Annotated in this window: 13 protein-coding genes; 8 read left to right on the forward strand and 5 right to left on the reverse strand. The window is 71.6% G+C overall.

Annotated features, from left to right (window positions below; genetic code table 11):
• Nucleotides 1-11 precede the first annotated feature (11 nt).
• The 3 genes from G443_RS13640 to G443_RS13650 form a co-directional block, all read right to left on the reverse strand.
• Complete coding sequence (locus tag G443_RS13640) at nucleotides 12-830, reverse strand: ABC transporter ATP-binding protein (RefSeq protein WP_372493015.1); 819 nt, start codon at nucleotides 828-830, stop codon at nucleotides 12-14.
• A gap of 90 nt (nucleotides 831-920) precedes the next feature.
• Complete coding sequence (locus G443_RS13645; RefSeq protein WP_026417438.1) at nucleotides 921-1,484, reverse strand: TetR/AcrR family transcriptional regulator; 564 nt, start codon at nucleotides 1,482-1,484, stop codon at nucleotides 921-923.
• Between the two features lie 32 nt (nucleotides 1,485-1,516).
• Nucleotides 1,517-3,040 carry an MFS transporter gene (locus G443_RS13650; RefSeq protein WP_026417439.1) on the reverse strand — a complete coding sequence of 508 codons (1,524 nt, stop codon included), beginning with the start codon at nucleotides 3,038-3,040 and terminating at the stop codon, nucleotides 1,517-1,519.
• 310 nt (nucleotides 3,041-3,350) lie between these two features.
• On the opposite strand from G443_RS13650, the gene G443_RS13655 reads away from it, so the two are divergent.
• The gene (locus tag G443_RS13655) at nucleotides 3,351-3,950 is read left to right on the forward strand and encodes a DUF998 domain-containing protein (protein ID WP_026417440.1); all 600 of its coding nucleotides are present in this window, start codon (nucleotides 3,351-3,353) and stop codon (nucleotides 3,948-3,950) included.
• Nucleotides 3,951-4,006: 56 nt separating this feature from the next.
• Nucleotides 4,007-4,627, forward strand: coding sequence for a TetR/AcrR family transcriptional regulator (locus G443_RS13660; RefSeq protein WP_035291303.1), 621 nt, complete (start codon nucleotides 4,007-4,009; stop codon nucleotides 4,625-4,627).
• Between the two features lie 250 nt (nucleotides 4,628-4,877).
• On the opposite strand, the gene G443_RS13665 is transcribed toward G443_RS13660, so the two are convergent.
• Entirely contained in the window at nucleotides 4,878-5,096 is a 219-nt protein-coding gene (locus G443_RS13665; protein WP_026417442.1) for a DUF397 domain-containing protein, read from the reverse strand.
• Between the two features lie 157 nt (nucleotides 5,097-5,253).
• Between G443_RS13665 and argS the strand changes: the two genes are divergently transcribed.
• Nucleotides 5,254-7,044: an arginine--tRNA ligase gene (argS, locus tag G443_RS13670; RefSeq protein WP_051313346.1), complete on the forward strand. Its 1,791-nt coding sequence runs from the start codon at nucleotides 5,254-5,256 to the stop codon at nucleotides 7,042-7,044.
• Nucleotides 7,045-7,157: 113 nt separating this feature from the next.
• Here the strand turns inward: argS and G443_RS13675 are convergent, their stop codons facing one another.
• Nucleotides 7,158-8,132 carry a helix-turn-helix transcriptional regulator gene (locus G443_RS13675; protein ID WP_026417444.1) on the reverse strand — a complete coding sequence of 325 codons (975 nt, stop codon included), beginning with the start codon at nucleotides 8,130-8,132 and terminating at the stop codon, nucleotides 7,158-7,160.
• 90 nt (nucleotides 8,133-8,222) lie between these two features.
• Between G443_RS13675 and G443_RS13680 the strand changes: the two genes are divergently transcribed.
• The 5 genes from G443_RS13680 to G443_RS13700 all read left to right on the forward strand — a co-directional run bounded on the left by G443_RS13680 (nucleotide 8,223) and on the right by G443_RS13700 (nucleotide 12,741).
• The gene (locus tag G443_RS13680) at nucleotides 8,223-8,645 is read left to right on the forward strand and encodes a VOC family protein (protein ID WP_026417445.1); all 423 of its coding nucleotides are present in this window, start codon (nucleotides 8,223-8,225) and stop codon (nucleotides 8,643-8,645) included.
• Nucleotides 8,646-9,187: 542 nt separating this feature from the next.
• Nucleotides 9,188-10,096: an ABC transporter ATP-binding protein gene (locus G443_RS13685; protein ID WP_026417446.1), complete on the forward strand. Its 909-nt coding sequence runs from the start codon at nucleotides 9,188-9,190 to the stop codon at nucleotides 10,094-10,096.
• Between the two features lie 9 nt (nucleotides 10,097-10,105).
• On the forward strand, nucleotides 10,106-10,846 hold the full coding sequence (locus tag G443_RS13690) for an ABC transporter permease (protein WP_026417447.1): 741 nt from the start codon (nucleotides 10,106-10,108) through the stop codon (nucleotides 10,844-10,846).
• A gap of 3 nt (nucleotides 10,847-10,849) precedes the next feature.
• Entirely contained in the window at nucleotides 10,850-12,115 is a 1,266-nt protein-coding gene (locus G443_RS13695) for a sensor histidine kinase (RefSeq protein ID WP_026417448.1), read from the forward strand.
• Complete coding sequence (locus G443_RS13700; protein ID WP_016700525.1) at nucleotides 12,112-12,741, forward strand: response regulator; 630 nt, start codon at nucleotides 12,112-12,114, stop codon at nucleotides 12,739-12,741. The genes G443_RS13695 and G443_RS13700 overlap by 4 nt, the downstream gene beginning before the upstream one ends.
• Nucleotides 12,742-13,049 lie beyond the last annotated feature (308 nt).

The following is a 13,049-nucleotide window of genomic DNA, read 5'->3' on the forward strand; positions in this document are numbered from 1 at the left end:
GTGGGATCGGGTCAGGACGCGACGGTCCGGCGGACCCGTTGCCGAGGGGAGCGGATGTCCAGCTCGTCGGTCACGGGGTTGACCGACGTGGTGATCTCGATCTCGTAGACCTCGCTGAGCTGGTCGCCGGTCAGCGCCTCGTGGGGTGGTCCGTCCGCGACGACGGAGCCCCGGGACATGACGACGACGCGGTCGGCGACGGCCGCGGCCTGGTTCAGGTCGTGCAGGACCACCCCGACGGCCACCCCGTGCTCGTCGGCGAGTTCGCGCACCAGTTCGAGGACCTCGATCTGGTACCGCAGGTCGAGGTGGTTGGTGGGTTCGTCCAACAACAGCACCCCGGTGTCCTGGGCGAGGGCGCTGGCGAACCACACCCGCTGGACCTGGCCGCCCGAGAGCATGTCGACGTCGGTGTCGGCGAGGTCGGCGATGCCGGTGAGTTCCAGGGCCCGCGCGACAGCGGCCGGCCCCCCGACATCGTTGCCCCGCCAGCCCCGGCGGTGCGGGTGCCGCCCGTACTCGACGGCCTCCCGCACCGTCACCGCCGCCGGGGTCGGCCGGCTCTGCGCCAGCAGGGTGACCCGGCGGGCGAAGTCCCGCGCGGACAGGGCGGCGGCGTCACTGCCGTCCCCGAGCCGCACGTCCCCCGCGCTCAGGGCCTGGAGCCGGGCGAGACCACGCAGGACGGTCGACTTGCCGGACCCGTTGGGACCGACGAGCGCGGTGACCCGTCCGGCGGCGAGCTCGATCGACGCGCCCGACACCACCGGCGAGCCGCCGTAGCCGATCACGAGGGACCGACCGGTCATCGCATCCCGCTGCGCCATCATCACCCGCGCAGCTTAGACAAGGCTTACCTAAGGGAACAAGGGGCTCGGAAGTGACGTCCGCGTCAGCCGTCGACCGGTCGGCGCTCGATGTCAGCGCTCGACCAGGGCGCGTTCGAGGACCGCGCGCACGTGCTCCGGGTCCGCCCGGCCCTCGTCGAGGAGGATCGCGGCGCACAGACCTTCGGCGATCGCCACGAACACCTCCACCGCGCGGGGGTCGGAGGTCCGGAGCCGCGCCAGGTCGGCGACACGCTCGCGCCAGCGGCGCGCCACCGGCCGGAGAGCGGGTCGGCGCGCCGCCAGCGTGGACAGTTCGCGTTCCGCGAGGGCCCGCTCACGCCCCTCCCCGGCCGATGCGGCGACCAGCGCGGCGAAGTCCCGCACCGGGTCGTCGCTGGTGTCCATGATCCGGCGGATGTGATCGGTGTAGGTGTCGGCGACCTCCGTGAGCGCCGCCACCAGCAGGTCGTCGAGAGTGGCGAAGTAGTAGGTGGTGAGGCTCGTCGTGATGCCGGCCTCCTTCGCCACGGCGCGGTGGGTCACACCGGCCGCGCCGTCCCGGCGGACGACGGTCAGGGTCGCCTCGATGATCTGGGCTCGCCGGCGCTGCCCTCGGACCCGCCGCCCGTCCGTGGTCGTGCCCTCGTCACCCACGCCCTACTCCCGACATTCCCGTGGGCGGGTCGTCAGTGCTCCGAACCGCCCGAGGGGCCGATGTGCCGGAGGGCGGTGACGCACAGGACGGTGACCGCCGCGATGGCCACACCCGCAACGATAGCCGCCAGGTTGAGCCCGTCGGTGAAGGCGATCCTCGCCTGCTCGACCACCCGCGTCGTCGTCCCGTCCGCCACGGCCAGCGCTCCGGCCAGGCTGTCACCCACCGCGTCCGCGACCGGCCGGTCCAGCTCGGCGGGCGGGTTGATCCGAGCCCGGTAGACGGCGGTGGCGAGACTCCCGAGGACGGCGACACCCAGTCCGACCCCGAGTTCCTGGACGGTCTCGGACATGGCCGCCGCCGACCCAGACCTGGTGGGGGGCACCGCGCCGACGACGATGTCGGTCCCCAGGGCCGCCATGGCACCCAGTCCGAGGTAGACGAGGGCGAACCCGACCACGACGACCAGCCGCTCCCCGGTCCCGGCCAGGGCGAGGCACAGGTAGCCGACCAGGGACATCGCCAGCGTGGCGGCCATGATCAGGCCCGGCCGGAAGCGCCTGGCCAGCAGCGGGGCACCGATCGCCGCGACGAGCATCGCCAGGGCCGGCGGCCCCATCCAGAGCCCGGCGGCGGCGGGGGAGAGGCCCTCGACGAGCTGGAGGTACTGGGTGACGAGGAACATGACGCCGCCGACGCCGACGAGCCCCACCAGCAGGACGGTCAGCGCGGCGGAGAAGGCCCGGTTGGAGAACAGCGACACGTCGAGCAGCGGGGAGGGCAGCCGCAGCTGCCGGCGGACGAACACGACGGCGGAGACGCCACCGACCAGCACCGCGACGAGGGTCGCGGCGTCGACCCCGTAGGCGGCCCCGTGCTTGATCGCGTAGACGATCGGCAGCATCGCGAGCAGGGACAGCGCGACGCTGGGCAGGTCGAACGCGCCTTCGCGGGGGGCCCGGTACTCGGGCAGCAGCGGCGGAGCCGCGACCAGGACGACCACGGCGATCGGAACGGCGACCAGGAAGGCGGCCCCCCACCAGAAGGTGGCCACCAGGGCTCCGCCGAGCACCGGCCCGGCGGCCATCCCGAGGGCGAACATGGTGGCCCACACCCCGATCGCCACCGCGCGCTGCCTCGGGTCGACGAAGAGGTTGCTGATCAGGGACAGGGTCGAGGGCATGAGGGTCGCGCCCGCCACCCCGAGCAGGGCACGCGCCACGATCAGCGCCTCGGCGGTCGGCGCGAACGCGGCGAACACCGAGACCACCCCGAACGCCGCGATGCCGATCATCAGCAGTCGGCGCCGCCCGATCCGGTCGCCCAGCGTCCCCATCGTGATCAGGAAGCCGGCGATGAGGAAACCGTAGGCGTCCATGATCCACAGCGTCTGGGTGGCGCTCGGCTCGAGTTCCACGGCCAGCCCCGGCAGCACCAGGTACAGGACGGTCACGTCGAGCCCCAGCAGCAGGGTGGGCAACGCCAACAGGGCGAGGCCCCACCACTCCCGAGCGCCGGCCCGGGGCGGGGCGAGTCGGTCCGAGATCCCAGTCATGCGTCCCCCAAGTATTTGGACATAAAGACAACTAGAACCATCGTACAATTACTTCGGCCGCTGTCCACCCCGGCCGCTGTCCACCCCGGCCGCTGTCCACTCCGGGCGGTCCGACCCCGCGCCCCCTCGGACCAGCCACCCCACGACCCCGCAACGCCAGCTTCCGACCACGCGACCCGGAAACAGTCCGACTGGACTACATTCGGTCCATGCGTACGGAAAAACGTCCCGCCCCGCCCGCCAGGCCCGTCCCACCCGCCCCGCCGACGCCACGGACCACACCCGGACCGCACGAGGCCAGGAGCGGCTCGTGACAGCCCTGCTCTGGGCCGGCGCGGGAGCGGCGGTGGCCTTCGTCGTGGTGTTCCTGCTGGACGGCCTGACCAGACCGGGCTACCGCCCTGTCCGACACCCCGTCAGCGCCCTCGCGCTCGGCGACCGGGGCTGGCTCCAGACCACCAACTTCATCGTCTGCGGCCTGCTGATCACCGCCGCCGCGCCCGCCCTGCCCGCGCAGGTGGGCAGCGTCCCCCTCGCCGTCGTGGTCGGCTTCTTCGGTCTCGCCCTGGTGGCCTCCGGCGTGTTCCCGATGGATCCGATGCGCGGTTATCCCCCTGGCACCCCGGAGGGAACGCCCACCGAGGTCAGCCGCCGCCACCAGCTGCACGACCACGCCGGCGCCGCCGTGTTCACCGCGCTGCCCGTCGCCTCCCTCGTCGCCACCTTCGCACTGCCCGGTCCACTCTGGACCTGGTTCTCGGGGGCCGTCACGGTCGCGTTGTTCGGTGGTTTCCACGCCTTCGGCCAGGCCTGGGAGAACGACTCCGCCCGCCTGGGACTCATCCAGAAGCTGGTGATCACCCTGGGCTGGTCCTGGCTGGCCCTGCTGTTCGTCCACGCCGCGACATGAGCGCCGGGGACGCGCGGAGCCGGAAACGGGCTCCCGGCGCGGCCTACGATCCGCGCATGGCAGAACGCCCCGATCCGAACGACCACCCGCCACGCCGTTCCTTCATCGAACGAGCTCGCCGCGCCCAGATCGTCGAGGCGGCCACCCAGGTCGTCGCCGAACTCGGCTACGCCGGCACCTCCCTCGCCCGGATCGCGGAGAAGGCCGAGATCAGCAAGAGCGTCATCACCTACCACTTCGAGAACAAGGACGAGATCCTCCGGCTGGTGGTGTCCCAGTTCTTCGAACGGGGCTGGGAGCGCATGAGCGGCCACGTCGAGGCGGAGAGCACCGCGTCGGGCCAGGTCAGGGCCTGGATCGGCTCACAGCTGGAGTTCTACGCCGAACACCGCGCCGAGTTCCTGGCCATGAGCCAGATCATGGCCAACCACCGCACCCCCGAGGGTTCGCCCGCCTTCGCCGGCGAGCTCACCGAGGAGGTCGACGCGCTCACCGAGATCCTCCAACGAGGACAACGGGACGGCGAGTTCCGCGACTTCGACGCGCGCGGCGTCGCGACCATCATCCTGCGGTGCGCCGACGGCGTGCTCGGTTCGTGGGCGGTCGACGACTCCACCCGCCTGGTGGACCAGATCCCCGCGCTGCTCGACTTCGTCGACCACGCCATCCGGCGGTAGCGCACCGGAGGTCGCCCCGAGTCACGGGGAGCCGCCCAGCCAGCAGGTCGAGCCCCGGGGGCGGGGCAGGGCCACGGCAGGTTCGTGCCTCACCGTGGCCCGCCGCCGGGCACGCGTGCCCGAACACGACATCACCCACCGCGCCGATGGGCCGAGTGCGGAGCGGTGTCGGGACTCCCACCGAGATCACCGCGCGGTGGGAGTCCCCCTCAAGCCGGCCGTCCCCGAGCCTCCAGCAGACCGCGCGGAGTCAGCGGCCCGTGCCTGCCAGGTCGTCGAACTCGCCCGCCTTGCAGCCCTTGATCCAGGCATCCATCTCGGCTGGGGTGAACAACACCGCCCCCGCTTCCGGTTGCTTGCTGTTCCGTACGGCGATCCGGCCATCGCGCAGTGGAGCGACCTCGACGCAGTTGCCTCCTACGTCGCTGAAGCTCGACTTGCGCCAGGCGGCCGTGGGCAGATCACGCATGTGCGGCACCTTTCCGTTGCTGCTGGTCCAGTTCTCGCGGGTGGCGGCCTCCGCCACCAGGTCGAGGCGGTCGGTTTCGAGGCCGATCACCGATCGCTACATTCCGCGCTGGGTCAACTCCGGACCGCATACAGGCTAGGCGTCTTGCCTTGGGACGATGAACGCTGAGAAGGAGGGTTACTCAGTGACGAACCACGAGGTGCTGCCGCTGCTCGGCCAGGTCGCCGACAGCGTGTCCCAGGCGATCGCCCATGCCCGCCCAGAGCTGGCCGGAGCCGATCCACTCGTCCGGCGATCCGAGCACGCCGACTTCCAGTCGAACGCAGCCCTCGCCCTGGCCAAGCGCGCCCGCACCAGGCCCACCGAACTCGCCGACGCGCTCATCGCGGCCGTGGCTGGCGACCGAGGGCCGATCACACGTGTCGACATGTCCGGCCCGGGGTTCCTCAACATCACGGTGCCCGACCAGCTCATCTGGAACCAGCTCGCCGCTCGCCTGGCCAGCCTTCGTCTCGGCGTCGGCACCCCCAATGAGGGCCAGCGGACCGTGATCGACTACTCGGCACCCAACATCGCCAAGGAAATGCACGTCGGGCACCTGCGCACCACGATCATCGGCGACAGCCTCGCGCGTGTCCTCGGCTTCCTCGGAGCGGAAGTCATCCGTCAAAACCATCTCGGCGACTGGGGCACCCAGTTCGGGATGCTCATCCAGTACCTCGACGAGCACCCGGAAGCCACCTGGCACCACGACGAGCTGGAGCCGGGCACCTCCGCCGCCTCCGCGCTCGACGATCTGTACCGCACCGCCCGCGCTCTGTTCGACGCCGACCCGGAATTCGCCGACCGGTCTCGCCGCCGTGTGGTCGCGCTACAGTCCGGCGACCACGACACCGTCACACGCTGGAGGGAGATCGTCGCCGAGTCCGAGAGGGCCTTCCGCGACATCTACGACCGGCTCGGCGTGTTGCTCACGCCCGACGACTCGGTTGGGGAATCGTTCTACAACCACCTGCTCGCCGATGTCGTGACCGAACTGACTGAGGCGGGAATCGCCGTGGGGAGCGAAGGCGCTCTCGTGATCTTCTCCGAGGAGGTCACTGGCCCGGACGGCAACCCCATCCCCCTGATGGTGCGCAAACGCGATGGTGGCTACGGCTACGACACCACGGACCTCGCCACGATCCGCTACCGCATCCACGACCTGAAATCCAACCGCCTGCTCTACGTCACGGACTCCCGGCAGGCCCTGCACTTCCAGCTGATCTTCGAGGCGGCTCGCCGCGCGGGGTGGCTCACCGACAACGTCGAGGCGGCACACGTGCCCTACGGCACCGTCCTCGGCCCCGATGGCCGCCCCTTCAAGACCCGCGCCGGCGGCACGGTCCGCCTGATGGATCTGCTCGACGACTCCGTGGCGCGTGCCCGCGCCGTGGTCCACGAGAAGGACCCCGACCTCCCCGCTGAGGAACTGGACCAGATCGCCGAACAGGCGGGCATCGGAGCGGTCAAGTACGCCGATCTGTCCAATTCGCGGATCAAGGACTACACCTTCGACGTTGACCGCATGGTCTCGTTCAACGGCAACACCGGCGTCTACCTCCAGTACGCGCACACCCGTATCCGTTCGATCCTGCGCAAAGCTGGAGACCCTCACGTCGTGATCGACCCGACCATCGAGCTCCAGCCCGCTGAACGGGCGCTGGCTCTCCAGCTCGACGCCTACGACACGGCCCTCACCGAGGTCGGCGAGACCTTGGAGCCGCACAAGCTCTGCGGATACCTCTACGACCTCGCCCGCGCCTTCACCAGCTTCTACGAAGCCTGCCACGTCCTCAACGCGGAAGAACCTGTTCGCGGCAACCGACTCGCCCTCTGCCAGCTCACGGCACGCACCCTGCGACACGGGCTCAACCTGCTCGGCATCAGTGCCCCGGACCGCATGTGACACCGGCCCGGACGAGGCACTAGCAAATCGCCGGTGGGCTCCTTGATACCGAGGAGCCACCCGGCAGCCACCACCGCTGCGAACGGGCCAGTCATGGCACCGCCCAAGGACGTTCACGCTCCCGGGCCTCCTCCCCCGGGCGGCTCCGCTGCCGGTCCGTAACGCCCGACGAGTTCCGCGCCGATCCTGGCCAACTCGTCCCGGACCGACGCCGGCTCGACCACCTCCACGACAGCACCCCACCCCGCGAGCTGTTCGGCCACCGACACCGCCCGGTGCGCCGAGACCCGCACCCGCACCCGGCCGTCCCCACCCTCGCCCGCCACCTCGCAGTGCCGGCCCCACTGCGCTCGGAACGCGGACAGGTACCGCGCCACGACGAGCACCGTCGCCACGACACCGGACCGCCGCCCTTCCACGTCACGAACCACCTCCCCCCACACCTCCGACAGGTCGAACCCCGGCGGCCGGTGCGCCGCCTCGTCGGTGAGGAGCACGTCGACCACCCGGTCCACCCGGAAGGAGCGCCGCCCCCGCTCCGTCCCGCCAACCAGGTACCAGGTGCCGTCCTTGTCGACGAGCCCCCACGGATCGACCAGCCTCGTCGACTCCGACCGGCCCGAGTAGGTCAGCCGAACCCGTCGCCCGCGCACCACCGCGTCCCGCAGCGTCCCGAGCAGCGGGGGCCGCACCCGTCCGGCCCCGCCCCACGCCACGGGATCGACCAGCAGGGCACCCGAGGCGGCCTCCGCGTCGCCCCGGAACGTCCGGGGCAGCGCGGCCAACAGCTTCCGCATGGCGGAGCGGAGCTCGCTGGTCATCGGAACCCCCGGCCCGGCGAGGAGGAACAACGCGGTCGCCTCTCCCGCCGTCAGCCCGCTCAGATCGGTGCGCGCCCCGCCCACCAGCGACCACCCGCCGTGTCTGCCCGGCTGCGGGTACACGGGAACACCCGCCGAGGACAACGCCTCCAGGTCACGGCGGGCGGTGGACACCGAGACCTCGAGTTCGGCGGCGAGTTCGGCCGCGGTCACCCGGGCCCTGGTCCGCATCAGCATGAGGATCGCGACGAGGCGGTCGGCACGCATCCGCCGAGTCTGCCGGGAAAAGTGGCCAGGAGGTGAGCACTTCTCCTCCTACGGTCGTCCCCGCGATCATCGGAAACGGAAGGCGAACCCATGCTGCGAGGACTGACCACCACCACCTTCTTCGCCGACGACGTCGGCGCCGCCGCGGCCTGGTACGCCAAGCTGTTCGGCATCGATCCCTACTTCGTGCGGCCGGAAGAGGGGCCGCCCGCGTACATCGAGTTCCGCATCGGCGACTACCAGCACGAATTCGGCCTGCTAGCCCGCCACTGGGCTCCACACGCCGCGACCGAACGGCCGGCGGGGGCGGTCGTCCACTGGGCGGTCGACGACCTGCCCGCCGTGCACGACACCCTGCTCGCCATGGGCGCCACCTCCCACGAGGCACCGACCCCGCGTGAGGCGGGGTTCGTCACCGCCTCGGTGGTCGACCCGTTCGGCAACATCCTCGGGATCATGACGAACCCGCACTACCTGGAGGTCCTCGCCAGGAGACCGGAGAGGACGGTGTAACGCGGACCGGTCGGTGGCACGGGGCCGGAGGTGCCGGGACAACGCTCCTCCGCCGCCCCGTCCCACCGGGACTGGTGTCCCACGCGTCGTCCTCAGCGGACGACGGCGGATGCGCCGCACGCTCGGGACGAGGGGACGGGTGCCAACCGGCGCCGGTCGCGCCGCACGGAGCCGGTGCGTGGAGGGGCGACCGCATGACGATCGAACCGGCCCGCCTGCCGCCGGCGATCCGGACGGGCTGGCGTCGTCACCGGCTGGGTCACGCTGGGGCTGGCGAAGGACGGCTCCCGAGGCTGGGGCGGTCCGGCACTGTGCGCCCTGTGGTCGTCCCGGTCGGCTTCGTCGCCCGGGTGCACCGCCCTCGGTGCCCGCTCACCAGGACACGCCGGCACCCGAGGCCGCCACCACCGCGGGCTGAGCACCGCCCACCCCGGACCACCCGCCCTCCACCGACTGGTGGAGGGCCACCCCCACCGGACGGACACCGAGCCCTGCCCGCGTGACCGGTCCCGTCGCACCAGGGCACGCGTCAGGCTTCGACCATGACCATCATCGAGGTGGACAACCTCGTCAAACGCTACGGCGACCACGTGGCGGTGAACGGAGTGAGCTTCACCGTCGACCAGGGCGAGATCTTCGGCATCCTCGGCCCCAACGGCGCCGGCAAGACCACGACCGTCGAGTGCGTCGAGGGCCTGCGCACCCCGGACGGCGGGTCCGTGCGCGTCCACGGCATCGATCCGCACGGGGGCACCGGCGAACTGCCGCACCTGCTGGGCGCGCAGCTCCAGACCAGTGAACTGCCCGACAAGCTCAGGGTCGGCGAGGCGATGGAGCTGTACGCCTCCTTCTACCGCCATCCCGCCGACTGGCGGACGTTGATCGACACCCTGAACCTCACGGACAAGATCGACACCCAGTTCCGGCGGTTGTCCGGCGGGCAGAAGCAGCGGCTGTCCGTCGCGCTGGCGCTGGTCGGCAACCCCAGGGTCGCGGTCCTCGACGAGCTCACCACCGGCCTGGACCCCGTGGCCCGCCGCGACACCTGGGACCTCGTCGAGACCATCCGCGACCAGGGCGTGACCATCCTGATGGTCACCCACTTCATGGAGGAGGCCGAACGGCTCTGCGACCGGCTGGCCATCATCGACGGTGGCCGGGTCGTCGCGATCGACACCCCGGCCGGACTCGTCGCCAGGGTGGACGACCGCAAACGGGTCCGGTTCCGGCCGTCCGCGCCGGTGGACCGGGCCGTCCTCGCCGCCATCCCCGGCGTCACGGCCGTGGAGCGGGCCGGCGGCCAGCTCGTCGTGACCGGAACGGGAAACCTGCTGCTCGCCCTGACCAGCACGCTCGCCCGACAGCGGATCGTCGCGGAGGACCTCCGAGTGGAGCAGACCTCGCTCGACGACGCCTACGTCGCGCTCACCGGCCGCCCCACCAGCTCCTGAGGAGATCCCTTGTCCGCCCTGTACCGGCTCACCGCCACCGAGACCCGGCTGTTCTTCCGGGAACCGATGAGCGTGTTGTTCGCCCTCGCGGTTCCCCCGGCCCTGCTGGTCATCCTCGGCGCGGTCCCCTCGTTCCGCGAACCCATCCCGGACCTCGGAGGGCTGCGGGTCATCGACCTGTACGTGCCCATCATCGTCGCGCTGGGCGTCGCCCTCTTCGCGTTGACCGGCCTGCCCCAACAGTTCGCCTCCTACCGGGAGAAGGGCGTCCTCCGACGGATGCGGACCACGCCCGTGCGCCCCCTCACCATGCTCGGCGCGCAACTGCTGATGTCCGCCGCCCTGTCCGTCGCCACCGTCCTCGTCGTGCTGGCCACCGCCCGCCTCGTGTTCGACGTCGGGCTGCCCCGCCACCTCGCCGCCCACCTCGCCGCGTACCTGCTGACCATCTCCGCGATGTTCGCCGTCGGGCTGCTCGTCGCGTCGCTGGCGCCGAGCGGCAGGAGTGCGGGGGCGATCGGCACGGTGCTGCTGTTCCCGAACATGTTCTTCGCCGGCCTGTGGATTCCCCGCGACTCGATGAACGACGTCCTGCGGACCATCAGCGACCTCACCCCGCTGGGGGCGGCCGTGCAATCATTGCAGGACGCCACCGCCGGCCACTGGCCCCAGGCCACGCACGTGGCGGTGCTGCTGGGGTGGACGCTCGTGGCCGGTGGCCTGGCCGCGCGGTACTTCCGCTGGGAGTGAGTCGTGAGCATCGGGACCGAGCCGCACGGGGACTGGGACCACCGGGTCGGCACCGCATTCGCCGTCCTCCCCTACGTCCTGCTGGCCGTGAGCACCTCGGCCGCGCTGGCGCAACGGGACACCCCCGTCCAGATCCCGGGCGTGCTCGGTGTCACGCTCGCCACCGCGCTCTGGCTGGCCTGCTTCGACGCCAACCCGCGCTGGTGGGAGAACCCCACCCCGGCCAGGGTGCACTACGCGGGGCTGACCGTGTTGGCGGCGGTCCTGGTGGTGCTCGCGCCCTGGTACGGCATCTTCGCCTTCATCGGCTACGTCCACGCGTTCGAACGGTTGGACCGCCACTGGCGGTACCTCGGCGCCGCCACCACGTCGATGATCATGTCCGTCTCGTACCAGGGAGGTGCGCACAACGTCCTGACCGGCGACTGGTGGGAGTGGGCGGTCACCTCCCTGGTCTCGGTGGTCCTGGCCGGGTCCTGCTACTCCCTGTTGGACACGGCCGAAAGACGCGGACGCGAGCGGACACGGGCGCTGGTCGAATCGCACGAGGCCAACGCGCGCCTGGAGGCGGCCCTGGAGGAGAACGCGGACCTGCACGCCCAACTGCTGGCGCGGGCCCGCGAGGCGGGCGTGCTGGACGAGCGGCAGCGGATGGCCCGGGAGATCCACGACACCCTGGCGCAGGGTCTGGCCGGTATCGTCACCCAGCTCCAGGCCGCGGAGCAGACCCTCGACCAGCCCTCGACGGCCGGACGGCACCTGACGAAGGCGATGAGCCTGGCCCGCGAGAGCCTCACCGAGGCCCGCCGGACGGTGCACGCGATGGAACCGGAACTGCTCGCCGACGCCCGGTTACCGGAGGCGATCGCGGCCGTGGTGCACCGGTGGTGCGAGACGCACGACGTCGACGCGGTGCTGACCACCACCGGCGACGCCCGCCCCATGCACACCGACGTCGAGGTCGCGCTGGTGCGGACCGCGCAGGAGGCGTTGGCGAACGTGGCCAAGCACGCGGGGGCGAGTCGGGTCGGACTGACCCTGTCGTACCTCCCGGACCGGGTGCTGTTGGACGTGCGGGACGACGGGGTGGGATTCGACGTGACCTCCCCGCGCGCCAACGGTTCCCCAGGTGGCGGGTTCGGCCTCGCCGGCATGCGGCAGCGGGTGCGGAGGTTGGCGGGACGCCTCGACATCGAGGCGGAGCCCGGGGGTGGCACCGCCATCTCCGCATCCGTTCCCGCGATCCCGGCGACCGGGGGAACCCGGTGATCTCCCTGCTGATCGTCGATGATCATCCCGTGGTGCGGGACGGCCTGCGCGGCATGTTCACCCCCGACCCCCGCTTCGAGGTCCTCGGGGAGGCCGGCGACGGAGCGGAGGCGATCGTCCTGGGCGAACGGCTGCGCCCCGACGTCATCCTCATGGACCTGCGGATGCCGAGGACGGACGGCGTCACGGCCATCACCGAACTCGCCCGGCGGGAGGTTCCCTCCCGAGTTCTCGTGCTCACCACCTACGACAGGGACAGCGACGTGCTGCCCGCGATCCACGCCGGCGCCTCGGGCTACCTGCTCAAGGACGCGCCGAGGGAGGAGTTGTTCCGCGCCGTGGAGGCGGCGGCGCGGGGCGAGGCGGTGCTGGCGCCCAGCGTCGCGACCCGGCTCCTGCGGGAGGTACGCCAACCCGTCCCCGAACCGTTGTCCCCGCGCGAGCTGGAGGTGCTGGAGCTGATCGCCCGGGGCTCGAGCAACCGGGAGGCGGCGAAGCACCTGTTCATCAGCGAGTCGACGGTGAAGACGTACCTCGTCCAGGTGTACGCGAAGCTCGGTGTGCACGACCGGGCCGCGGCGGTGGCCGTGGCCTTCTCCCGCGGCTACCTGTCGCCTCCTCCCTGACCGGGCGGCCACCAGGCCACGGAGGGCCAGGGCGCGCCCTGGCTCGTTCCTCGCCACTCAGGTGGGGACTCCTGACTGGGGTTACTGGCTCGCCGGGCGGCCTCGGCTGGTGGTCCGGACCGCCCCCCGCATCTTGGAAGCCGGGACGTCCGGCGACGGGACCGGGACCCGCGCGGAGTCGTCGGCCTGGTCCCGGGCGATCCACCACGGGAGTGCGCCCGTGCGGGTCACCATTCGCGCACCGGGTGCCGCCGGTCCCCGTGTTCCGTCGACAGCGCGGGCGATGATCGGAGGCGCTCGCTCGCCGG

The sequence above is a fragment of the Actinoalloteichus caeruleus DSM 43889 genome (assembly GCF_000429185.2).
GTDB classification, from domain to species: Bacteria; Actinomycetota; Actinomycetes; order Mycobacteriales; family Pseudonocardiaceae; genus Actinoalloteichus_B; species Actinoalloteichus_B caeruleus.